General features: G+C 39.3%; 25 protein-coding genes. All 25 read left to right on the top strand.

All coding sequences use genetic code 11. The features are described from left to right. Positions 1–342 precede the first annotated feature (342 nt). The 25 genes from rho to atpD all read left to right on the top strand — a co-directional run bounded on the left by rho (position 343) and on the right by atpD (position 22721). A complete protein-coding gene (gene rho / locus ACH6EI_RS22620) occupies positions 343–1617 on the top strand; it encodes a transcription termination factor Rho (protein ID WP_014457752.1) in 1275 nt (424 codons plus the stop codon). 154 nt (positions 1618–1771) lie between these two features. Next, positions 1772–1972: a 50S ribosomal protein L31 gene (gene rpmE / locus ACH6EI_RS22615; protein WP_013085477.1), complete on the top strand. Its 201-nt coding sequence runs from the start codon at positions 1772–1774 to the stop codon at positions 1970–1972. Positions 1973–2176: 204 nt separating this feature from the next. Further along, complete coding sequence (locus tag ACH6EI_RS22610) at positions 2177–2791, top strand: thymidine kinase (protein WP_153252841.1); 615 nt, start codon at positions 2177–2179, stop codon at positions 2789–2791. Between the two features lie 138 nt (positions 2792–2929). After that, on the top strand, positions 2930–3997 hold the full coding sequence (gene prfA / locus ACH6EI_RS22605; protein WP_013059820.1) for a peptide chain release factor 1: 1068 nt from the start codon (positions 2930–2932) through the stop codon (positions 3995–3997). Continuing rightward, positions 3997–4848: a peptide chain release factor N(5)-glutamine methyltransferase gene (prmC, locus tag ACH6EI_RS22600; RefSeq protein ID WP_028411975.1), complete on the top strand. Its 852-nt coding sequence runs from the start codon at positions 3997–3999 to the stop codon at positions 4846–4848. The genes prfA and prmC overlap by 1 nt, the downstream gene beginning before the upstream one ends. Positions 4849–4969: 121 nt before the next feature. Beyond that, positions 4970–5863 carry a stage II sporulation protein R gene (gene spoIIR, locus ACH6EI_RS22595; protein ID WP_033580396.1) on the top strand — a complete coding sequence of 298 codons (894 nt, stop codon included), beginning with the start codon at positions 4970–4972 and terminating at the stop codon, positions 5861–5863. An 85-nt stretch (positions 5864–5948) separates the two neighbouring features. Further along, complete coding sequence (locus ACH6EI_RS22590; RefSeq protein WP_047749577.1) at positions 5949–6395, top strand: GNAT family N-acetyltransferase; 447 nt, start codon at positions 5949–5951, stop codon at positions 6393–6395. A 192-nt stretch (positions 6396–6587) separates the two neighbouring features. Then, positions 6588–7628 carry an L-threonylcarbamoyladenylate synthase gene (locus tag ACH6EI_RS22585; RefSeq protein ID WP_099331347.1) on the top strand — a complete coding sequence of 347 codons (1041 nt, stop codon included), beginning with the start codon at positions 6588–6590 and terminating at the stop codon, positions 7626–7628. 67 nt (positions 7629–7695) lie between these two features. Further along, the gene (locus tag ACH6EI_RS22580) at positions 7696–8256 is read left to right on the top strand and encodes a manganese efflux pump MntP (RefSeq protein ID WP_028411979.1); all 561 of its coding nucleotides are present in this window, start codon (positions 7696–7698) and stop codon (positions 8254–8256) included. Positions 8257–8487: 231 nt separating this feature from the next. Continuing rightward, positions 8488–8916 carry a low molecular weight protein arginine phosphatase gene (locus ACH6EI_RS22575; RefSeq protein WP_028411980.1) on the top strand — a complete coding sequence of 143 codons (429 nt, stop codon included), beginning with the start codon at positions 8488–8490 and terminating at the stop codon, positions 8914–8916. Positions 8917–8995: 79 nt separating this feature from the next. Then, complete coding sequence (gene rpiB / locus ACH6EI_RS22570) at positions 8996–9457, top strand: ribose 5-phosphate isomerase B (protein ID WP_028411981.1); 462 nt, start codon at positions 8996–8998, stop codon at positions 9455–9457. A 35-nt stretch (positions 9458–9492) separates the two neighbouring features. Then, on the top strand, positions 9493–10044 hold the full coding sequence (locus tag ACH6EI_RS22565; RefSeq protein ID WP_028411982.1) for a TIGR01440 family protein: 552 nt from the start codon (positions 9493–9495) through the stop codon (positions 10042–10044). Between the two features lie 117 nt (positions 10045–10161). Further along, a complete protein-coding gene (locus ACH6EI_RS22560) occupies positions 10162–11406 on the top strand; it encodes a serine hydroxymethyltransferase (RefSeq protein ID WP_013059811.1) in 1245 nt (414 codons plus the stop codon). 214 nt (positions 11407–11620) lie between these two features. Further along, positions 11621–12250, top strand: coding sequence for a uracil phosphoribosyltransferase (gene upp / locus ACH6EI_RS22555; RefSeq protein ID WP_013059810.1), 630 nt, complete (start codon positions 11621–11623; stop codon positions 12248–12250). Between the two features lie 22 nt (positions 12251–12272). Next, a complete protein-coding gene (gene wecB / locus ACH6EI_RS22550; RefSeq protein ID WP_033580399.1) occupies positions 12273–13424 on the top strand; it encodes a non-hydrolyzing UDP-N-acetylglucosamine 2-epimerase in 1152 nt (383 codons plus the stop codon). A 67-nt stretch (positions 13425–13491) separates the two neighbouring features. After that, positions 13492–15684 (top strand): S8 family serine peptidase, encoded by a 2193-nt coding sequence (locus ACH6EI_RS22545; protein WP_099331346.1) that lies wholly within the window; start codon positions 13492–13494, stop codon positions 15682–15684. 297 nt (positions 15685–15981) lie between these two features. After that, positions 15982–16203 (top strand): AtpZ/AtpI family protein, encoded by a 222-nt coding sequence (locus ACH6EI_RS22540; protein WP_013085464.1) that lies wholly within the window; start codon positions 15982–15984, stop codon positions 16201–16203. 6 nt (positions 16204–16209) lie between these two features. Next, entirely contained in the window at positions 16210–16581 is a 372-nt protein-coding gene (locus tag ACH6EI_RS22535) for an ATP synthase subunit I (protein WP_013059806.1), read from the top strand. Between the two features lie 18 nt (positions 16582–16599). Continuing rightward, the gene (gene atpB, locus ACH6EI_RS22530; protein ID WP_013059805.1) at positions 16600–17310 is read left to right on the top strand and encodes a F0F1 ATP synthase subunit A; all 711 of its coding nucleotides are present in this window, start codon (positions 16600–16602) and stop codon (positions 17308–17310) included. Between the two features lie 90 nt (positions 17311–17400). After that, positions 17401–17613, top strand: coding sequence for a F0F1 ATP synthase subunit C (gene atpE / locus ACH6EI_RS22525; RefSeq protein WP_013059804.1), 213 nt, complete (start codon positions 17401–17403; stop codon positions 17611–17613). Positions 17614–17715: 102 nt separating this feature from the next. Continuing rightward, a complete protein-coding gene (locus ACH6EI_RS22520; RefSeq protein WP_013085463.1) occupies positions 17716–18234 on the top strand; it encodes a F0F1 ATP synthase subunit B in 519 nt (172 codons plus the stop codon). Further along, positions 18231–18776 carry a F0F1 ATP synthase subunit delta gene (locus ACH6EI_RS22515; protein WP_028411987.1) on the top strand — a complete coding sequence of 182 codons (546 nt, stop codon included), beginning with the start codon at positions 18231–18233 and terminating at the stop codon, positions 18774–18776. The genes ACH6EI_RS22520 and ACH6EI_RS22515 overlap by 4 nt, the downstream gene beginning before the upstream one ends. 15 nt (positions 18777–18791) lie before the next feature. Continuing rightward, positions 18792–20300: a F0F1 ATP synthase subunit alpha gene (gene atpA, locus ACH6EI_RS22510; RefSeq protein WP_013085461.1), complete on the top strand. Its 1509-nt coding sequence runs from the start codon at positions 18792–18794 to the stop codon at positions 20298–20300. Between the two features lie 105 nt (positions 20301–20405). Then, positions 20406–21263, top strand: a complete 858-nt coding sequence (locus tag ACH6EI_RS22505; protein ID WP_013059800.1) for a F0F1 ATP synthase subunit gamma — start codon at positions 20406–20408, stop codon at positions 21261–21263. Positions 21264–21299: 36 nt separating this feature from the next. Then, entirely contained in the window at positions 21300–22721 is a 1422-nt protein-coding gene (atpD, locus tag ACH6EI_RS22500) for a F0F1 ATP synthase subunit beta (RefSeq protein ID WP_013059799.1), read from the top strand. Positions 22722–22726: the final 5 nt, after the last annotated feature.

Here is a 22726-nt window from a genome sequence, read left to right as displayed (position 1 = left end):
TTAATGTGAAATTATGAAAAGGTTTTCCTTGCTTCTCTTAAGCTATTAAATTTCCTTTTTTTTATTCATCTTCTAAAGTAAAAAAAGATTGATTAAAAAGATAGAAAAAGGTTAGAATATAAATTGCTACGTTAAATTTATCAAGATAATATAAATGGTTTTATGTCGGAATTATTCTTCTAAAAGTGTATGGTTAATCAATTGATTCTACTTATTATACTTCAAAGGTTATATTCTCCATTTTCACAGATTTATTCCATCCATATCATCTCTCAATTTTATATTTGAATTTAATATGGGAGGAACGGTTAAAAATTATTCATTATAAAGCGTGGTGTCCTAATGAACTTAACATTATCCAGTTTAGAAAATATGAAATTAAAAGAGCTATATGAACATGCTCGTGAGTATAAAGTTTCGTACTATAGTAAATTAACGAAAAAAGAACTTGTCTTTGCTATTTTAAAGGCTCAAGCTGAACAAGATGGGCTTTTATTTATGGAAGGCGTTCTTGAAATTATTCAGTCAGAAGGATTCGGTTTCTTACGACCAATTAACTATTCACCGAGTTCAGAAGATATTTATATCTCAGCTTCACAAATTCGTCGCTTCGATCTGCGTAATGGAGACAAGGTATCGGGGAAAGTTCGTCCTCCGAAAGAAAATGAGCGCTACTACGGGTTACTGCATGTAGAAGCAGTAAACGGAGAAGACCCAGAAACGTCAAAAGAACGCGTACATTTTCCAGCACTAACCCCGATTTATCCAAATGAGCAAATGCTGCTGGAAACTCAGCCAAGAAGTTTCTCTACGCGTATTATTGACTTGATTTCACCAATTGGATTTGGGCAAAGGGGACTAATTGTTGCGCCGCCAAAGGCAGGTAAAACGATGCTGTTAAAAGAAATTGCCAATAGCATTACAACCAATCATCCTGATGCGGAATTGATTGTTCTTCTTATTGATGAGCGTCCTGAAGAAGTAACGGACATTGAGCGTTCGGTTGACGGTGATGTTGTCAGTTCTACATTTGACGAAGTGCCAGAAAATCACATTAAAGTAGCGGAACTTGTCCTTGAACGTGCGATGAGACTTGTCGAACACAAAAAAGATGTTGTCATTTTGATGGATAGCATTACAAGACTTGCTCGTGCTTATAACTTAGTTATTCCACCGAGCGGTCGTACACTATCAGGGGGTATTGATCCAGCTGCTTTTCATCGTCCAAAACGCTTCTTTGGAGCTGCGCGTAACATTGAAGATGGAGGCAGCTTAACCATTCTAGCAACAGCCTTAATTGATACAGGCTCTCGTATGGATGATGTTATTTATGAAGAATTTAAAGGTACAGGTAACATGGAACTGCATCTAGATCGTTCACTAGCTGAAAAACGTATCTTCCCTGCGATTGACATTCGTCGTTCAGGCACACGTAAAGAAGAGCTGTTAATTCCAAAAGAGCATTTAGACCACTTATGGGCAATTCGCAAATCAATGGCAGATGCTCCTGATTTTGCAGAAAAATTCTTAAAACGTTTACGTCAAACAAAGACAAATGAAGAGTTCTTTTCGATGTTAACGGAAGAGAAAAAAACGCTTCTAGCAAATAAACGATAAGTTATAAAACATGTGGTTGCAAAAGCATACAACCCTTGTTATAATTTCATCATGTGTGTTGATAAAGTACACAGTGAAATAGTTATTATTTCATCACTATCTTTATCAATAAACTCTGTTTCAGAATGATTCAGGGCGGAAGGAGATGAAACGAATGAAAACAGGAATTCATCCAAACTATAAAACAGTTATGGTTAAATGTACTTGCGGAAACGAATTTGAAAGTGGTTCTGTAAAAGAAGAGATCCGCGTTGAGACTTGTTCTGAATGTCACCCATTCTACACTGGTCGTCAAAAATTCGCTGAAGCTGGTGGCCGTGTTGATCGCTTCAACAAAAAATACGGTCTTAAATAATCACATTGTCGAAACAAACAGGCAAGTAGCTTAACTTCTTGCCTGTTTTTTTGCTTAAAAAAGTAGAAAAACAGTGTCTGCTTGATAAAAAAGTGGGTACTTTATCATAGGAATAAGATCTACATAGAAGACGTAGATTAAGTTAGTAGCGGTTCGCTCAGAAACGGAACGAGAAGAAGGGAGAGTCCCGCAGTGGTGTACGTAATGAAACAAAGCGGTTGGATAGAAGTAATTTGTGGCAGTATGTTTTCAGGGAAATCAGAAGAGTTGATTCGACGTGTGCGCCGTACGCAGTTTGCTAAACAAAAAGCACAAGTGTTCAAGCCTGCAATTGATAATCGATATAGTGAAGAAGCTGTCGTTTCACATAATGGTACATCTGTTATGGCTTATTCAATCTCAGCATCGCGCGATATTTTAAAGCGAGTAAATGAAGAGACAGACGTAGTAGCGATAGATGAAGTACAGTTTTTTGACACAGATATTTTAGAAATTGTTCAATCTTTAGCAGATCAAGGCTTTCGTGTGATTGTAGCAGGGTTAGACCAAGACTTCAAAGGTGAACCTTTTGGACAAATGCCCCAGTTAATGGCTATTGCAGAATCGGTAACAAAGCTACAGGCCGTATGCGCTTCATGTGGCTCTCCTGCGAGCCGTACGCAGCGTTTGATTAACGGTGAGCCTGCTTCTTATGACGACCCTATTATTTTAGTCGGTGCGTCTGAATCGTACGAACCAAGATGTCGTCATTGCCACGTTGTGCAAAAGTCCAAAGGACAGGCTGTGTCTGTGGACTCAAGCGAAATGGTCGAAAAATAAAGCAAGAATTTTATGATGATAAAAACAGAACGCGCAGTTCTGTTTTTTTGTTCATATACGTGTATTAACAAGGTTTTGACTCTATTTTAAAGCTATACTATAATTACAATGTTATGGATAAAGAATGAGGTGAATGACGTGTTTGATCGTTTAGAAGCGGTAGAGGCGCGCTATGAGAAGTTAAACGAACTTCTGAGTGACCCTGAGATCGTAAACAACCCCTCTAAGTTGAGAGAATATTCGAAGGAACAATCAGATATACAACAAACGGTAGCCGCTTATCAGGAATACAAAGATGTAAAAGAGCAGTTATCAGAAGCGAAAACGATGCTTGAAGATAAGCTTGATGCAGATATGCGCGACATGGTCAAAGAAGAAATTGCCGAGTTAGAAACGCAGCAAGAAGAGCTAGTTGAAAAGCTACGTATTTTATTAATTCCAAAAGATCCAAACGATGATAAAAACGTAATCATGGAGGTTCGTGGAGCGGCTGGTGGAGATGAAGCAGCGTTATTTGCAGCTAATTTGTACCGCATGTATTCTCGTTTTGCTGAATCACAAGGCTGGAAAACAGAAGTAATGGAAGCAACGACTACTGGAGTAGGCGGTTATAAAGAAATTATCTTTATGATTAACGGTAAAGGTGCGTACTCAAAGATGAAATTTGAAAACGGTGCACACCGTGTTCAGCGAGTTCCTGAAACAGAATCAGGCGGTCGTATTCATACATCTACAGCAACGGTAGCATGTCTTCCTGAAGCGGAAGAAGTTGAAGTGGACATTCATGAAAAAGACATCCGTGTAGATACATTTGCTTCAAGTGGACCTGGTGGCCAAAGTGTTAATACGACGATGTCGGCAGTTCGTTTAACACATTTACCAACAAATACAGTGGTATCATGTCAAGATGAAAAGTCTCAAATTAAAAATAAAGAAAAAGCAATGAAAGTATTGCGTGCTCGCGTGTACGACAAATTCCAGCGAGAAGCACAAGCAGAGTACGATGCAACGCGCAAACAAGCAGTTGGATCAGGAGATCGCTCTGAGCGTATCCGTACGTATAATTTCCCGCAAAATCGCGTAACGGACCACCGTATTGGTCTGACGATTCAAAAGCTAGATCAAATCTTAGAAGGCAAGCTTGATGAAATTATCGATGCATTAGTAATGGAAGACCAAGCGCGCCGAATGGAAGATTCGAACTAATGAAAGTATTTGAAGCCCTTAAGTGGGCTTCTTCTTTTTTGAAAGAGGCAAAGCGAGATGAAAACGCGGGAGAACTCTTGCTTCGCCATCACTTACAGATGACGAGAACTCATTTGCTAGGTGCTCTGCAGGAAGAACTAGAAGAAGAAACGCTAAAAAGGTTTGAACAAGATGTCCATGCTCATAAAGCAGGGATGCCTGTACAATATCTCATCGGGACAGAAGAATTTTACGGACGTTCATTTATTGTAAACGAACATGTATTAATTCCAAGACCGGAAACAGAAGAGCTCGTATATGGAATGATTTCTCGAATGAAAAAAGAATTTCAACACCAGTCTATTGAGCTTGTCGATATTGGAACGGGAAGTGGGGCGATTGCTATCACTTTAGCGTTGGAGCTTGACAGCGTCAATGTTACAGCAACAGATATAGCTATAGAATCTTTAAATGTAGCCAAGGAGAATGCTCAAAATCTGGACGCTGCTGTCACGTTTATACAGGGAGATTTATTACAACCATTCCTATCATCAAATCAGAAATTTGATGTAATTGTGTCTAATCCGCCTTATATTCCAGCAGATGATGAATTGTCCACAGTGGTAAAAGATCATGAGCCAAATCGAGCTCTTTTTGGTGGAAAAGATGGTCTGGATTTTTATCGACGTTTTATGGAAGAGTTGCCATATGTGACGAAGTCAAACAGTATTATTGGATTTGAGGTCGGGGCCGGACAGACAAAAGATGTAGCTGAGATGCTGCAAAAAACGTTTCCTACAGCTTTTGTAGAATGTGTATATGATATTAATGGAAAAGATCGAATGGTTTTTGCACAACTTCGTGATAACTAAAAAAATCAGAGGGAATGATTTTCCCTTTGGTTTTTGAAAATCATGCATTTTTTTACTAAATTACTAGTTTAAGATATCTTGCTTTCGGCCATACTGTTCCTATGAAAGGGCGGTGGCCGAAATGAAGAAATATGCTATCATTTATTTTATTTTATTAATTATTGGAGCAAATGCTCAACTTATATATACACATAACCAAGTGCAGGCAGATCAGCCTGCAGTCATTCCAGACGAGGCAATTCGACTGCGTATTTTAGCAAACAGCGACGGTGAAAAAGATCAGTACGTAAAACGTCTGATTCGTGACCGTGTGAACGAACAAATTACAGAATGGGTAAAAGATTTAACATCTGTAACTGTAGCTCGAAAAACAATTAAAGAAAATTTGCCAGCGCTTGAGACAATTGCGAAAGAAGTGCTAAAAGAAGAAGGCGTAAATGAATCTGTTCACGTTAAATTCGGAAAAGTAGAGTTTCCTACTAAGTTGTACGGTCAGTTTTTATATCCAGCAGGTGAGTATGAAGCCGTGCTTATTACTCTTGGTAAAGGAGAAGGAGCAAACTGGTGGTGTGTACTATTTCCTCCTTTATGCTTCTTAGATTTTTCAAACGGTGAAGCGGTAAAAGCGCCAGAGCCATCTGAAGAAGAACCAAAGGCAGAAAAAGAAAAACCAGCAGCTTCTGAATTAAAATCTGCAGACAAAACAGATGATACGTCGGCTGAAAGTAAAGAACCCGCAGTGAAGACAGAAATTCAATCTGCAACTATTACATCGGATTCTATTAAGCAGAAAGCTGAGGAACCTTCTCAACCAACGGCATCTTCTAAAGAAGCAGCTGCAAAGGATACAAGCAACACAGCGAAAGAAGAAACAAGCGCTAAGGCTGAGAAAAAGGAAAGTAAGGAAGCTGAAAAGTCTGTTTCATCTAAGAAAAAAGCTGATGCTAAATCGAAAGAAGATTCTGTAGAAGTTAAGTTTTTTGTAGTAGAATGGGTATCGTCCGTATTTAATTAATAGAATCATTAAAAATAAAATTCAGTTCTACTTTTTTTAACCATCTCATAGATTTGTTACTAGAAAACAAGTTGAGGTGATTAAAATGAGAGAACAATTAAAAATTGCCAGTAAAAATGATTATATTCGAATTCAGAAGTTTTTACAAAAAGCGGGTATTAGCACAGCGGGTGTAGAAGAACATATTCATCAATTTGTCATCATGGAAAGTGATGAAGGCGAGCTGCTAGCAACAGTTGGGTTTGAAAAAGAAGGCATGGACGGAATTCTTCGCTCCCTTGTCGTGTCACCTTCTTTGATGCAATCTGATATTCTGCTGCTATTTAAAAGTATCGTTCAGCTGGCTCAAAAGCATGGTGTGAAGCAACTATATTTACTAACAAATAAGGCATCCTCTCTGCATTTTTTTCAAATGATGAATTTTCAGCAAACATCTTATAGTGCGCTACCTGATTTGTTAAAAGAACATTCGTATTTAAAACAGTTACCAAATCCTAAGGATGTCTACGTGATGTTTTATGCAGCTAGTTAAAAGGAAATGTGGATAAATCATTTTAATGGGGTATCCACAATGTTATTCACAAAAATCTAAGCTTTATCCACATTTTGTGGATAAAGCTTGTTTGCTGATATAATGAATGCATGTATTTTACTGTTTTTGATACATATTGTACTTTTAAAGTAAAAAAAACCTAGATATAGAAAGAAAAAGGAGTTGAAGAAGATGGAAACTAAGTTATGGGTTGTGGATAATTTTATGAACGAAAAAGATATTTATCCACATATAGAAGAAGCAGCAGATTTGCTGCGCAACCACGAAGTGGTTGCTTTTCCTACAGAGACGGTGTATGGATTAGGAGGAGATGCAACATCGGATAAAGCTGTGGATAAAATTTTTGCAGCGAAAGGACGTCCTAGTGATAACCCTCTTATTGTTCATATTGGAGATAAAGAGCAGCTGCATACATTTGTAGAGTCAATTCCTTCAAAAGCAGAGAAAGTGATTGATGCTTTTTGGCCAGGTCCTCTTACCGTGATATTACCTAAAAAAGATCAAGTTTCAGATAAGGTTACGGCTGGTTTAAACAGCATTGCAGTGAGAATGCCATCACATCCGGTAGCTCTTGCATTATTGAAAAAAGTGGCTTTGCCTATCGCGGCTCCTAGTGCAAACCTCTCCGGCAAGCCAAGCCCCACTTTAGCTCACCACGTGATGAATGATTTAGAAGGGCGTATTAGCGGAGTTGTAGACGGAGGAGCGACAGGGGTAGGAGTAGAGTCGACTGTCCTTGATTGTACTGAAGAGATTCCTATTATTTTACGTCCAGGCGGCATTACTCAGAAAGAGTTAGAAAGTGTAATTGGTCCCGTAAAAGTAGATCGAGCGTTAATAAGTGATAAAGAAGCGCCAAAATCTCCAGGTATGAAATATACGCATTACGCACCTGATGCACCGCTTGTCATTGTTGACGGCAGTTCAGATTTTTTCCAATCTATTATTGATCACTATCAAGATCAGGGTAAGCGAGTAGGGGTATTAACGACATCTGAACATGAAAATGTGTATAAAGCCGATGCCGTCATTACATGTGGATCTCGCTCAAATTTAGAGACGGTTGCTAGCCACTTATATGAGTCTCTTCGTTCATTTAATGAGTGCGATGTAGATATTATCGTTAGTGAAAGTTTTTCTGAAGAAGGAGTCGGTCATGCCGTTATGAATCGATTAATGAAAGCTGCAGGACATCACGTGATTAAGCAATAAAATTCATCTTCTAAACCTTTTCGAATGTGCATATTTTGAAATAGGAGCACGTCCGAGGAGGGTAAAGATGAATGTATCTCAGTTAATTAGTGAAATGATCACGTTAGTCATTATGGCGTTTGCCTTAGGAATGGATGCTTTCTCAGTTGGTTTGGGAATGGGGTTAATTCGTTTACGCTTTCGCCAAATTTTCTACATTGGTGTTGTTATCGGTATATTTCATATTTGGATGCCGCTATTGGGCATGTTTATTGGACGACTTTTGTCTGATAAACTTGGAATGTTTGCTACCTATGGCGGTGGAATTTTATTGCTGATTCTTGGGGCGCAGATGATTTATTCCTCCTTTAAGCATGACGATACGCCGTTTATCAAACCAGTTGGCTTTGGACTGTTATTTTTTGCGCTCAGCGTGAGTCTAGATAGTTTTTCTGTTGGACTTAGCTTAGGTATTTTTGGGGCAAGAACGTTTTTGACCATTATTGTTTTTGGCGTAGTGAGTATGCTATTAACTTGGTTAGGACTGTTGCTCGGCAGAAGAGTACAAGGCTGGCTTGGTTCATATAGTGAGGCACTGGGCGGGAGCATTTTATTAGCTTTTGGCATCAAATTGCTATTACCTTTTTAACTATATATAAATAGGTAAAGGATCATGACCATGCAGGTTATGGTCTTTTTTTGCTTCTTTTAAATTACAGCAATAAAAAAAGGAAAGCGAAGGTGTTTTTTTCAAGATAAATAAAGAGATCATGGATAAAAAACACCCAAAAAAGCTAACTGGATTTATGCAAGCAATAGAGATACAATAGGGTGGAATATCAACATAGTCGCACATAGTGAAAGCAAGGGAGGATGTATCTTGAAAAACATCTTATTTGTATGTACAGGAAACACGTGCCGCAGCCCTATGGCAGAAGCGTTGCTGAAAGCTAAAAAAATAGATGGAATAAACGTGAAGTCTGCAGGTGTATTCGCTTCAAATGGAAGTGAAGCTTCTGTTCATGCACAAGTTGCCCTTCAACAGAAAGGCATAGCTTGTTCTCATGCTTCGGCAGCATTAACGGAAGAACAATTGATGTGGGCTACTTATATTTTTACGATGACGGAGCAGCATAAAATGCTAATTTTGAACCAAGCTCCATACGTAAGTGATAAATTATTTACGCTAAAAGAATTTGCCGGCGAGCAAGGTGAAGTATCTGATCCGTTCGGCGGATCATTACAGACGTACGAACAGACTTTAGAAGAGTTAGAGCGTATGATTAACAAAATAGTCGACAAATTATAAAAGGTCCCATAAATTTTTGCAGACTTAAACTGAACAAAAATTAATAGAAGATGAAGGTATGTATGAGGAGGAAACAAAGATGAAAGTAGCTATTGCATCTGACCACGGCGGTATAAATTTACGACAGGAAATTATCTCTTTAATGGAAGAATTAAATATTGAATATGTGGATTTAGGGTGTGAATGCTCAGCATCTGTCGATTATCCGGATTATGCACTTCCCGTTGCTCAAAAAGTGGCGAGCCAAGAAGTAAGTCGAGGCATTCTTATTTGCGGAACAGGCATCGGTATGAGCATAGCAGCTAATAAAGTAAAGGGAATTCGCTGCGCTCTAGTGCATGATACGTTTAGTGCAAAAGCCACAAGAGAACATAATGATAGCAACATTTTAGCAATGGGTGAACGCGTCATTGGGCCGGGACTTGCACGTGAAATTGCGAAAATTTGGTTAACGACAGAATTTGAAGGCGGGCGACATGAAAATCGCGTGAATAAAATTAAACAGTATGAGCAGCAAAGTGATGCAACAGTAACGGCATAATGTGAACGTATTCAATGGAAGAAAGGAAGAAAAACGTGTCTGAACTTACGAAATGGAAAGAGCAGTTGGAAACAGTTTTATCTGATTTTTCAGCACAAGTGCAGTTATCTTCAGAACATACACTTGTCATTGGATGCAGTACAAGCGAGGTAATTGGTGAAAAAATAGGAACCGCAGGCGCAATGGAAGTTGCAGAAATGATCTTTGATACACTAGCAGATTTTCGAAAAAAAACGGGTGTCCACTTAGCATTTCAATGCTGTGAACATCTTAATCGAGCACTGGTAGTAGAAAGAGAATTAGCTCGTAAAGAACGCTTAGAAATCGTTAGTGTTGTTCCTATTCATAAAGCAGGTGGAGCGATGGCTACACAGGCCTATGGCCAGCTTAAAGATCCTGTTTTAGTAGAGTTTATTAAAGCTGATGCTGGGATTGATATTGGAGATACATTCATTGGTATGCATTTAAAGCATGTCGCAGTACCCGTTCGTTGTACGTTGAACGCAGTTGGACACGCTCATGTTACTTTAGCAAAGACGCGTCCAAAACTAATCGGTGGAATGAGAGCGTTTTACGAACTTTCGTAATTAAATATATTAAAATAATACACATTTTTTCTTTTTTATTCTAAATAAATCATGTTACAATGTAGTTGAATTAACAAATAACGAACATTGCGAATACGAAACGAGGAGAGGATTTTGATGGAGAAACAACTAATGCAACAAGATCCAGCAGTTTATAATGCGATCAAGGATGAATTACAAAGACAACGTACTAAGATTGAGCTAATTGCTTCAGAAAACTTTGTAACAACAGCGGTAATGGAAGCACAAGGTTCAGTTTTAACAAATAAATATGCTGAAGGCTATCCAGCTAAACGTTACTACGGTGGTTGTGAACACGTGGATGTAGTAGAAGACTTAGCTCGTGATCGTGCAAAAGAAATTTTCGGAGCAGAGCACGTGAACGTTCAACCTCACTCAGGTGCACAAGCAAACATGGCTGTATACTTCACTGTTTTAGAGGCTGGAGACACAGTACTTGGTATGAATTTATCGCACGGCGGTCACTTAACGCACGGAAGTCCTGTTAACTTTAGTGGTGTTCAGTACAATTTCATCGAATATGGTGTAGATCGCGAAACACATCGCATTAACTACGATGACGTATTAGAAAAAGCTCGTACACACAAACCAAAATTAATTGTGGCTGGTGCAAGCGCATATCCACGCGCAATCGACTTCAAGCGTTTCCGTGAAATCGCTGATGAAGTAGGCGCTTATTTAATGGTAGACATGGCTCATATTGCTGGTCTAGTAGCTGCAGGACTTCATCAAAATCCTGTGCCACATGCTCATTTCGTTACAACTACAACACATAAAACACTACGCGGACCACGCGGCGGTATGATTTTATGTAAAGAAGAATTTGCGAAAAAGATTGATAAGTCGATCTTCCCTGGTATTCAAGGTGGTCCATTGATGCACGTTATCGCTGCAAAAGCAGTAGCATTTGGTGAAGCATTACAAGATGAGTTTAAGCACTATGCTCAAAATATCATCGACAATGCTAATCGTTTAGCAGAAGGATTAAAGAAAGAAGGATTTGCTCTTGTATCTGAAGGAACAGACAATCACCTTGTGTTAATCGACGTAAGCTCAATGAATTTGACAGGTAAAGTAGCTGAAAAAGCGCTTGATGATGTAGGTATTACAACAAACAAAAATACAATTCCTTATGATGAGCAAAGCCCATTTGTAACAAGCGGTATCCGTATTGGTACAGCTGCGGTTACAACTCGCGGATTTGGCTTAGAAGAGATGGATGAAATTGCTTCTATCATCGGATTAACGCTTAAAAATATTGAAGATGAAGAAAAGTTAGCTGAAGCTAAAACACGTGTTGAAGCTTTAACAAGCAAGTTTGAAATGTATAAATCACTTTAAGAGAGACAGGCCTTTGTGCCTGTTTTTTTTATGGAGAAAGTGGTAGCAATTCAATCATTTTTTGAATAATGCTTGAACTCAAAAACTTTTTTCTGTAAAATGAATGCAATGTATAAATTTAATTAGCAAGAGATATGTTTTTACTAGTACGTACCATTCAATTCGTTGAATGGTATTTTAATGTGTACATCTTTATATATAAGGAGAGATATCAATGGGCAAAGTATACGTATTTGATCACCCGCTTATTCAACACAAATTAACTTACATACGCGATGTAAAAACGGGAACGAAAGAGTTTCGTGAATTAGTTGATGAAGTGGCAAGCTTAATGGCTTTTGAAGCAACACGTGATTTACCGCTAGAAGATGTTGAAATTGAAACACCGGTTTGCAAAACAAAGTCAAAAGTTATTGCAGGGAAAAAGCTTGGTATCGTTCCAATTCTTCGTGCTGGTATCGGCATGGTAGATGGATTTTTAAAACTAATGCCAGCTGCTAAAGTTGGACACGTTGGCTTATATCGTGATCCAGAAACATTACAGCCTGTTGAATATTATGTAAAGCTACCTAATGATGTAGAAGAGCGTGACTTTATTGTAGTAGATCCTATGCTTGCAACAGGAGGGTCAGCTGTAGAAGCAATCAACTCTCTGAAAAAAAGAGGCGCTAAAAACATTAAATTTATGTGTTTAATTGCTGCTCCTGAAGGCGTGGAAATTGTAAAAGAAGCACACCCTGACGTAGATATTTACATTGCAGCATTAGATGAAAAATTAAATGACCATGGATATATTGTTCCAGGTTTAGGTGATGCAGGGGATCGTTTATTCGGTACAAAATAATTTGTAGATTTGGGTGATGAACATGAAGCAGCCAATTAAAGTAATGACGATATTCGGGACAAGACCAGAAGCAATTAAAATGGCTCCTCTAGTATTAGAGCTTAAAAAGCGACCAGAAGAGTTCGAAGCAATTGTTACAGTAACGGCTCAGCACCGTGAAATGTTAGACCAAGTATTGAGCATCTTTGACATTCAGCCTGACTATGACCTGAACATTATGAAGGATCGCCAAACCCTTATGGACGTAACGACCAGAGGATTACAAGGCTTGGACGACGTAATGAAAAAAGTAAAGCCGGACATGGTACTTGTACACGGTGATACAACTACGACGTTTATTGCTGGGCTAGCAGCTTTTTATAATCAGATTCAGGTCGGGCATGTTGAAGCAGGTTTGCGCACATGGAATAAATATTCTCCATACCCGGAAGAAATGAACCGTCAGCTTACAGGTGTTCTCGCTGATTTGCACTTTGCTCCAACAGATAAGTCTGCAGCTAATTTGCAAGCAGAGAACAAAAAAGAAGAGCGAATCTTTGTGACTGGAAATACAGCTATCGATGCGTTAAAAACAACAGTAAAAGAGACATATGAGCATGAAGTGTTAACGAAATTGGGAGATGATCGTCTTATTTTGTTAACGGCACATCGCCGCGAAAATTTAGGCGAACCAATGAAAAATATGTTCCGTGCTGTTAAGCGTATTGTAGATGAACATGAAGATGTGCAAGTTGTGTATCCTGTTCATTTGAATCCAGTAGTTAGAGAAACAGCAAACGATATCTTAGGAAATGACCCGCGCATTCATTTAATTGAACCGTTAGATGTGATTGACTTCCATAACTTCGCTGAGCGCGCTCATATTATTTTGACAGATTCGGGCGGTGTTCAAGAAGAAGCTCCTTCATTAGGCGTACCTGTATTGGTACTTCGCGATACAACAGAGCGCCCGGAAGGAATTGAAGCAGGAACGCTCAAACTAGCAGGCACGGAAGAAGAAACGATTTATACGCTAGCAAAAGAGCTGTTAATAGATGAAGACGTATATAAGCAAATGTCACAAGCATCGAATCCTTACGGAGACGGCTTAGCTTCTAAACGCATTTGTGATGCTATTAGCTACTATTTCAACCGCCGTGAAAACAGACCGGAAGCTTTTAATCCGCTTTCGTAAGATTTCTAAACACCTTTCACATGAAAAGCGTCTCTTTGAGACACGATAGTGTGAGAGGTGTTTTTTTATGTGGATTAAATGGTTAATGATTAGCTTTATATTGGGAAGTGGGGGAGGGCAAATGTCGCTCAATCCGACATTTCCTTCTATAAAACAAGAAATGAATCATCAGGAAAAATCAATCATTGTGATGATTAAAAAAGAAAAATTCACGAAATTTAAAAGTCAGCTACAAAAAAATTATCCTAATATAAAGATTAAGAGCGAATTTCACACGGTGTTTACAGGACTTTCACTAAACGGCTCCATCTCGGATTTGGAAAAACTATCTCAGAATCCATCTATTATTAGTTCACATTCTATTAAAAACTATCAGGTTACAGAAGAAAATAGCGTAACGTTCATTGGCTCAGAACAGGTAAGAGGCTTGTTTGATACTCACAATCAGCGTTTAACAGGAAAAGGGATCAAAGTAGGCGTTATCGATACGGGGGTTGATTATTCTCACCCTGATTTAAAACAAACCTACAGAGGGGGTTACGATGTAATAGATGAAGATTATGAGCCGATGGAAACCACTCGTGAGCAAGGAGAACCGACTCTGCACGGTACTCATGTAGCTGGTATTATTGCAGCGAATGGGAATATTAAAGGCGTAGCACCTCAAGCGGAAATCTATGCATACCGAGCTCTTGGACCTGGAGGAGCTGGAACGTCTGAAAGTGTTATTCTAGCTATTGAAAAAGCAATTCAAGATGATGTAGATATTATTAATTTATCATTAGGAAATGATGTGAATGGCCCTGATTTACCAACAAGCTTAGCGTTAGATCGAGCTGTTGAAAAAGGAATTGTAACGGTTACATCTAGCGGCAATTCAGGTCCAGGTTTATGGACGGTGGGCTCTCCGGGTACAGCGGGAAAAGCTATTTCCGTTGGCGCTTCTGTTTCTCCGACAACAGTTCAATTTCTAACAATTGGATTTAACAAAGAAAAAATTATGATGGCGCCAGTAGAAGGGTCTCGTCCATGGACGTTTAATCAAACGCTGCGTGTAATAAATGAAGAAGATTCCAAAGAGCAAAAGCATGCGTCGGGTAACGTCATTTTGCTAAAAGCAGAAGGAAATGCGGTTCAAAAAAAGATTAAACAAGCTGAACAGGCGGGAGCAAAAGCGGTTATTTTATATAGCCCGACAGAAAAAAGCATAGTCAGTAAACTAAAAGAGTCAGTAAATATTCCCGTGATATGGGTAAGTAAAAAAAGCGGTGACACCATTAGCCAACACATTCAGTCTCAACAACCGTACTTACGCACTGGCCAGCAGGTGGTGCAAGACTTGCTCACATCTTTCAGTTCAAGAGGGCCTGTAACGACTACTTGGGGAATCAAACCAGACGTCGTCGCACCAGGTTACTTCATTAATAGTACAGTTCCTGGAGGATATGAACGCATGCATGGCACAAGTATGGCTGCGCCCCATGTAGCTGGAGCGTGTGCGCTGATTTTACAAGCTCACCCGAACTGGTCTCCTGAACAAGTCAAAGCTTCATTGATGAACACCAGTAAAGTAATGCAGCAGCTAAACGGTCAAACGTATCGCGTATATGAACAAGGAGCGGGAAGAATTCAAATAGCAAAAGCCGTCACAGCAGAATCTTTGTTTTATCCATCTTCTTTATCTTTTGGTATTTTTACGCGTCCATCAAAGAAAGTTTTATCTTTTAAAATTGATAACCAGTCTGATAAAGCAAAAACGTATCGCTTAAACGTTCCAAAAAGGGATGAAGGAGTGAACTGGGATGTTCCATTACCCGTCACGGTGCCACCCCGTCAGACAAAAGAGATAGCTGTCACTTTATCGGTGCAGCCCCGTTTTAAAAATAAAGGTATATATGACGGATATTTGGAAATAAATGATTCACGTGAAACATTTTCGCTTCCCTATATGTACATGATTAGCATTCCAGATTATCCTCGTGTCATGGGATTGCAAGTAGCAGCGGAAAAAGAGAAAAATACGTATAGCTATGAACTGTTTTTGCCTGAAGGAGCAGATCAGTTAGGCGTCGCTCTTTTTGATAAGCAGTCTTTACAGTTTGTATCGTATTTAGATGTTGACGTGGATGTAGAAAGAGGCATGAGAAAACGAAAAATAGCGATTGATGAATCGCTTGTACCAGGAGTGTACCAAATATTTGCATTTGTGAAAAAGCATAGACAAGAGCAGGTTGTACACAGTACAATAACGATTGAATGAACCTCTTTAAATGTTTTCATTTGAAGAGGTTTTATGTGTGGCAGAAATGTGAACAATAAGAAGAGATTGTGAAGTTTTTAGCTTAAACACATTGACATTAAATATACGCTATTGTATGCTTACAGGGAATATAAATGATAAGGTTTTCAACCTGTGAAAACCGTTGATATTTCTGCGTATTTTATTAGCTGTTTTTACCTTTTTTAGCAATTTTTTTTGCCTTTCTATCATATATTGAGCTATGAAAACGATAGAGAATTCGGAAAAAAGAAAATTTTGCAAAAGGGGTATGAGCTTATGAAAGATCGCAACCGTCATCCTTTGCAAGCGATGGCATTAGTGTCAATCATTCTATCACAGTTAGCAGGTTCAGTCTTAATTGGCTTATTCTCTGGAAGATGGGCTGATCAATGGCTTGACACCGAACCACTATTTTTGATTTTAGGCCTTCTTTCAGGGCTAGCAGCAGGTGTTTTTATGATGCTGCGGACAGTCCACCATTTTTTTTCAGGAGATTAATAATTCATGCAGGATTTGCAGCACGTTTTTCCAAGACTTCGTTCATACATATTGTATTTGTTAGCATTATACGTTCTCGGCTGGGGATTTACAAGTTATAAGGCTGTTTTTGCAGGTTTAATTTTAGGAACCGCCCTGAGTTTGTATAATTTGTGGAACTTAGTAAGAAAGTTTGAGCAGTTTGGACAGGCGTTGGATGAGGGGAAAAAGCCCCGTTCAATTGGGACTGTTGTAAGATTTGCAACAGCTGCTCTCGCAGTTGTGATTACCATCTCTTATCCAAAAACCTTTCATATTATTAGTGTAGTTGTGGGATTAATGACGTATTATGTTGTCATTATCATAGATTTAGTTGTTCAAAATATGCGTAGAAGATAGAAAGAGAGGTGAACACAGTTGGGTCATGAATCACCAACTATAGAGTTTCTAGGCCTTACTTTTAGTCAAAGTAACTTGCTTATGGTTACCGTAGCTTCTGTTATTGTATTCTTAATTGCAGTTTTATGTACTCGTACTCTTGCTATGAAGCCAAGCGGTGCACAAAACTTTATTGAATGGGTCTTAGATTTTGTTAAAGGACTCGTTAATAGCAATATGGATTGGAAAACAGGTGGCCGCTTTTTGACGCTAGGTGTAACTTTACTTATGTACATTTTTGTGTCAAATATGTTGGGTCTTCCATTCGCCATCGTGATTGACCATAACTTATGGTGGAAATCGCCAACCGCTGATCCAGCAATTACGCTGACGTTAGCCGTTATGGTAGTTGTACTATCACATTATTATGGTATTAAAATGCGAGGTTTCTCTGCATACACGAAAGATTACTTCAAGCCAATGGCATTTTTATTCCCGCTTAAGATTATCGAGGAGTTTGCCAATACGTTAACGCTTGGCCTTCGTCTTTACGGTAATATTTATGCTGGGGAAATTTTGTTAAGCTTGCTAGCTGGTTTAGCAACAACAGGCTTCCTAGGTACAATTGGAGCTGCTATCCCAATGCTTTTATGGCAAGGATTCAGTATTTTTGTAGGCGCAATTCAGGCCTTCATTTTCACAATGTTAACGATGGTTTATTTATCTCACAAAGTGAGTAGCGACCATTAATTTATAAAGCTTTGTTCAAGTAATACCCAATTTGGACAAAACAAAACTTAGTTAAACAAAATCATATATATTAAGGGAGGACTTTATAAAATGGGTTTAATAGCATCTGCAATTGCGATTGGTTTAGCGGCACTAGGTGCTGGTATTGGTAACGGTCTTATCGTTTCTAAGACGATTGAAGGCACAGCTCGCCAACCAGAAGCACGTGGTACATTAACTTCAATGATGTTCGTTGGGGTTGCCTTAGTTGAGGCGCTTCCAATTATCGCCGTAGTTATTGCATTCATGGTACAAGGTAAATAATAATGTGTTACATGTGGCGAAGATCATTCAAAAGAACCTTCGCCATTACTTTATGTCTTTAAGAAGTAAATTATATATGTGGAGTCTCTGAAGGGAGTGAACATGGCCGTGTCGAACATGTTTGTGTTAGGAGCAGCAGGCATTAATGGTGGAGATATTCTTTTCCAATTAGTGATGTTCCTTATCCTACTTGCGTTACTTCAAAAATTCGCGTTTGGTCCTGTAATGGGAATCATGAAAAAACGTGAAGAGCATATTGCCGGTGAGATTGATGAAGCAGAAAAGCAAAATGAGGAAGCGAAGAAGCTTGTTGAAGAGCAGCGTGAAATCTTAAAGCAATCTCGTCAAGAAGTGCAAGTAATGATGGAAAACGCTAGAAAGTCTGCAGAAGATAAAAAAGAAGAAATCATTGCAGCAGCACGCGAAGAGTCTGAGCGTCTAAAAGCTGCAGCAAAACAAGAAATCGAACAGCAAAAAGATCAAGCAGTTGCTGCGTTACGTGAGCAAGTTGCTTCATTATCTGTTTTAATTGCGTCGAAAGTTATTGAAAAAGAACTTTCTGAACAAGATCAAGAGAAGTTAATTCATGAATATATCCAAGAAGTAGGGGATGTACGATGAGTCAACCAGCTGTAGCCAAGCGCTATGCACTAGCTCTTTTTCAATTAGCAACAGAAAAACAGATGATCGATGAAATGCAAGACCAGCTACAAATCGTTGAAGAGGTGTTTGCTAAAACACCTGAATTAATGGATGTATTAACTCATCCAAAAATTACAATTGAGCGAAAAAAACAGTTTGTAAGTGAGGCATTTGCTGAACTTTCACCAACTGTTCAACATACGGTTCTTCTATTATTAGAGCGTCACCGCATTCAAATTGTTAGCCAAATGGTGCAAGAGTATCGTTTCCTAGCGAACGAAGTACGTGGCGTGGCAGACGCAACTGTTTATTCTGTCAAACCTTTAAGCGCAGATGAGAAACGAGCAATCTCGCAATCATTTGCTTCAAAAGTTGGAAAACATACGTTAAATATTTCAAATGTAGTAGATAAAAGCCTAATCGGCGGCGTGAAGCTTCGCATTGGTAATCGTATCTATGATGGCAGCATTAGCAGCAAATTAGAAACGATCCACCGAGGACTTCTTGCACACAGATCGTAGATAGGGGTGAAATTCATGAGCATCAAAGCTGAAGAAATTAGTGCGCTGATCAAGCAGCAAATTGAAAACTATCAGTCTGAGATTAAAGTGAGTGATGTAGGTACTGTTATCCAAGTTGGGGATGGTATCGCACGTGCTCATGGCCTCGACAATGTCATGGCTGGAGAACTGGTTGAATTTTCAAATGGTGTCATGGGAATGGCACAAAACTTAGAAGAAAACAATGTAGGTATCATTATTTTAGGACCATATACCGAAATTCGTGAAGGTGACGAAGTTCGCCGTACAGGACGCATCATGGAAGTTCCAGTAGGAGAGCAGTTAATCGGTCGTGTTGTTAACTCATTAGGTCAGCCAGTAGACGGCTTAGGCCCGGTAGAAACAACAAAAACACGTCCAATTGAAGGTGCTGCACCTGGCGTTATGGATCGTAAATCAGTACATGAGCCGCTTCAAACAGGTATCAAGGCGATTGACGCACTTGTGCCGATCGGCCGTGGACAGCGTGAGTTAATTATCGGTGACCGTCAAACGGGTAAAACATCGGTAGCAATCGATACAATCTTAAACCAAAAAGATCAAGATATGGTATGTATCTATGTAGCGATTGGCCAAAAAGAATCAACAGTTCGTAACGTAGTAGAGACATTACGTAAACACGGTGCTCTAGATTACACAATCGTTGTAACAGCATCAGCTTCACAACCAGCTCCACTATTATTCTTAGCACCATACGCTGGAGTAACAATGGGTGAAGAGTTTATGTATAACGGTAAGCACGTACTTGTTATTTACGATGACTTAACAAAACAAGCATCAGCTTATCGTGAACTTTCATTACTATTACGCCGTCCTCCAGGTCGTGAAGCATATCCAGGGGATGTATTCTATCTGCACTCTCGTTTATTAGAGCGTGCGGCAAAGTTATCGGACGCAAAAGGTGGAGGTTCATTAACAGCTCTTCCATTTATTGAAACGCAAGCAGGAGACGTATCTGCTTATATCCCAACGAACGTAATTTCGATTACAGACGGACAAATTTTCTTACAGTCAGATCTATTCTTCTCAGGCGTACGTCCTGCGATTAATGCTGGTCTTTCTGTATCACGTGTAGGGGGATCTGCACAAATTAAAGCGATGAAAAAGGTAGCAGGTACACTGCGTCTAGACCTTGCATCTTATCGTGAGCTTGAATCGTTTGCTCAGTTCGGTTCTGATCTTGACCAAGCAACTCAAGCAAAATTAAATCGAGGAGCGCGTACAGTTGAAATCTTAAAACAAGGTTTACACAAACCGCTTCGCGTAGAAAAACAAGTAGCTGTGCTTTACGCATTAACAAAAGGCTTCTTAGATGATGTTCCAGTATCAGATATTACACGCTTTGAAGACGAGTACTTAACATGGTTAGAATCAAACCGTAAAGAAGTACTTGAATCAATCCGTACAACTGGTGGCCTTCCTGAAGCTGGCGTATTCGAATCAGCACTTGAAGAATTCAAGAAAACATTTATTGCATCTGAATAATATATTGTCAGCATGGTATGTTAAGACAATCTTTCAATAAGGTGAAGGTGAACATTTGTTCACCTTTCATACCACGTGATCTTCTAAAACAAGGTGGTGAAACCTTTGGCATCATTACGTGATATACAAACTCGAATCACATCGACGAAAAAAACGAGCCAGATTACGAAAGCAATGGAAATGGTTTCAGCTGCAAAGCTGAATAGAGCGGAACAAAATGCAAAATCGTTTGTTCCATATATGGAAAAAATTCAAGAGGTAGTCTCAAGTGTAGCCCTAGGCAGCAGAGGCGCTTCACATCCAATGTTAACTGCGCGCAGCGTGAAGAAGACTGGTTATATCGTAATCACTTCAGATCGCGGTCTAGCAGGAGCATATAACAGTAATATTTTGCGAAAAGTATCTCAAGCTATTGAAGAACGCCATCAATCACCTGATGAATACGGTGTGATTGCAATTGGACGAGTAGGGAGAGATTTCTTCGTAAAACGCGGTATTCCGGTTTTGCTTGAAATCACAGGCTTAGCAGATCAGCCAGCTTTTGCTGACATTCAAGGAATTGCTTCACAAACAGTTCAAATGTTTGCGGACGGTACGTTTGATGAACTTTACTTATACTATAATCACTTTATCAATACGATTTCACAAGAAGTGACGGAGAAGAAGCTATTGCCTCTAACAGATCTTCAACCTTCTGGTAAACTTGTTGGTTATGAATTTGAACCATCACAAGAAGAGATTTTAGAAGTATTACTTCCTCAGTATGCAGAGAGTTTAATTTACGGCGGCCTGCTTGATGGAAAAGCAAGTGAGCATGCTGCTCGTATGACAGCGATGAAAAGTGCAACAGACAATGCAAAAGATCTTATCAATAATCTTACATTGTCATATAACCGTGCACGTCAAGCGGCAATTACCCAGGAAATTACGGAAATTGTTGGCGGAGCGGCAGCGTTAGAATAGAAAGTTTAATGGAAAAGCAAGTTAGGAGGGAACACGATGACAAAAGGACGCGTTACTCAAATCATGGGTCCAGTTGTAGACGTAAAGTTTGACAACGGACACCTTCCGGCAATTTATAACGCCCTTAAAATTTCACATAAACCGAGCAGTGCAAGTGAAGTTGCAATCGAATTAACATTAGAAGTTGCGATTCACTTAGGTGATAACACAGTTCGTACAGTAGCAATGTCATCCACTGACGGCTTAGTTCGTGGATTAGAAGTAGAAGATACAGGTGCAGCAATCTCAGTACCAGTTGGTGACGTTACGTTAGGTCGTGTATTTAACGTATTAGGTGAAAAAATCGACTTAGACGCCCCAATCGATGCAGGTGCACGTCGTGATCCGATCCACCGTCAAGCACCAAAGTTCGAAAATCTATCTACACAAGCTGAAATTCTTGAAACAGGTATTAAAGTAGTAGACTTATTAGCTCCTTACATTAAAGGTGGAAAAATCGGTCTATTCGGTGGTGCCGGTGTAGGTAAAACAGTATTAATTCAAGAGTTAATCAATAACATTGCTCAAGAGCACGGCGGTATTTCGGTATTCGCTGGTGTAGGTGAGCGTACGCGTGAAGGTAATGACTTATACCATGAAATGACAGACTCTGGTGTTATTAAGAAGACGGCTATGGTATTTGGACAAATGAATGAGCCGCCTGGTGCACGTCAGCGTGTTGCATTAACAGGATTAACAATGGCAGAATACTTCCGTGACGAACAAGGTCAAGACGTATTATTCTTTATCGATAATATCTTCCGTTTCACACAAGCGGGTTCAGAAGTATCAGCATTACTTGGCCGTATGCCATCAGCAGTAGGTTATCAGCCAACATTAGCGACAGAAATGGGTCAGCTTCAAGAGCGTATCACGTCAACAAGCGTAGGTTCTGTAACATCGATTCAAGCGATTTACGTACCAGCCGATGACTATACGGATCCAGCTCCAGCGACAACATTTGCTCACTTAGATGCAACAACAAACTTAGAGCGTAAATTATCAGAGATGGGTATTTACCCTGCGGTAGATCCATTAGCATCTACATCTCGCGCTTTATCTCCTGAAATTGTTGGAGAAGAGCACTATGCAATTGCGCGTCAAGTTCAACAAACGTTACAGCGTTATAAAGAGTTACAAGATATCATTGCAATCCTAGGTATGGATGAGTTATCTGATGAAGATAAACTCGTTGTACAACGTGCTCGTCGCGTTCAATTCTTCTTGTCTCAAAACTTCCACGTAGCAGAACAATTTACAGGTCAAAAAGGTTCTTATGTTCCTGTAAAAGAAACTGTTAAAGGATTTAAAGAGATCTTGGAAGGTAAATACGATCATTTACCTGAAGATGCGTTCCGTTTAGTTGGTCGCATTGAAGAAGTTATTGAAAATGCGAAACGTATGGGAGTAGAAGTTTAATTTAA

It is taken from the genome of Priestia sp. JSM ZJ58, from assembly GCF_044383985.1.
In the GTDB taxonomy this organism is placed as follows: domain Bacteria; phylum Bacillota; class Bacilli; order Bacillales; family Bacillaceae_H; genus Priestia; species Priestia zanthoxyli.
This window is presented reverse-complemented; position numbering and strand designations above follow the sequence as displayed.

Excerpts from the sequence above, each read along its gene's own strand:
- rho (WP_014457752.1), top strand. The coding sequence starts at position 343 with ATGAACTTAACATTATCCAGTTTAGAAAATATGAAATTAAAAGAGCTA.
- rpmE (WP_013085477.1), top strand. The coding sequence starts at position 1,772 with ATGAAAACAGGAATTCATCCAAACTATAAAACAGTTATGGTTAAATGT.
- ACH6EI_RS22610 (WP_153252841.1), top strand. The coding sequence starts at position 2,177 with ATGAAACAAAGCGGTTGGATAGAAGTAATTTGTGGCAGTATGTTTTCA.
- prmC (WP_028411975.1), top strand. The coding sequence starts at position 3,997 with ATGAAAGTATTTGAAGCCCTTAAGTGGGCTTCTTCTTTTTTGAAAGAG.
- spoIIR (WP_033580396.1), top strand. The coding sequence starts at position 4,970 with ATGAAGAAATATGCTATCATTTATTTTATTTTATTAATTATTGGAGCA.
- ACH6EI_RS22590 (WP_047749577.1), top strand. The coding sequence starts at position 5,949 with ATGAGAGAACAATTAAAAATTGCCAGTAAAAATGATTATATTCGAATT.
- ACH6EI_RS22585 (WP_099331347.1), top strand. The coding sequence starts at position 6,588 with ATGGAAACTAAGTTATGGGTTGTGGATAATTTTATGAACGAAAAAGAT.
- ACH6EI_RS22580 (WP_028411979.1), top strand. The coding sequence starts at position 7,696 with ATGAATGTATCTCAGTTAATTAGTGAAATGATCACGTTAGTCATTATG.
- rpiB (WP_028411981.1), top strand. The coding sequence starts at position 8,996 with ATGAAAGTAGCTATTGCATCTGACCACGGCGGTATAAATTTACGACAG.
- ACH6EI_RS22560 (WP_013059811.1), top strand. The coding sequence starts at position 10,162 with ATGGAGAAACAACTAATGCAACAAGATCCAGCAGTTTATAATGCGATC.
- upp (WP_013059810.1), top strand. The coding sequence starts at position 11,621 with ATGGGCAAAGTATACGTATTTGATCACCCGCTTATTCAACACAAATTA.
- wecB (WP_033580399.1), top strand. The coding sequence starts at position 12,273 with ATGAAGCAGCCAATTAAAGTAATGACGATATTCGGGACAAGACCAGAA.
- ACH6EI_RS22545 (WP_099331346.1), top strand. The coding sequence starts at position 13,492 with ATGTGGATTAAATGGTTAATGATTAGCTTTATATTGGGAAGTGGGGGA.
- ACH6EI_RS22540 (WP_013085464.1), top strand. The coding sequence starts at position 15,982 with ATGAAAGATCGCAACCGTCATCCTTTGCAAGCGATGGCATTAGTGTCA.
- ACH6EI_RS22535 (WP_013059806.1), top strand. The coding sequence starts at position 16,210 with ATGCAGGATTTGCAGCACGTTTTTCCAAGACTTCGTTCATACATATTG.
- atpE (WP_013059804.1), top strand. The coding sequence starts at position 17,401 with ATGGGTTTAATAGCATCTGCAATTGCGATTGGTTTAGCGGCACTAGGT.
- ACH6EI_RS22520 (WP_013085463.1), top strand. The coding sequence starts at position 17,716 with ATGGCCGTGTCGAACATGTTTGTGTTAGGAGCAGCAGGCATTAATGGT.
- ACH6EI_RS22515 (WP_028411987.1), top strand. The coding sequence starts at position 18,231 with ATGAGTCAACCAGCTGTAGCCAAGCGCTATGCACTAGCTCTTTTTCAA.
- atpA (WP_013085461.1), top strand. The coding sequence starts at position 18,792 with ATGAGCATCAAAGCTGAAGAAATTAGTGCGCTGATCAAGCAGCAAATT.
- atpD (WP_013059799.1), top strand. The coding sequence starts at position 21,300 with ATGACAAAAGGACGCGTTACTCAAATCATGGGTCCAGTTGTAGACGTA.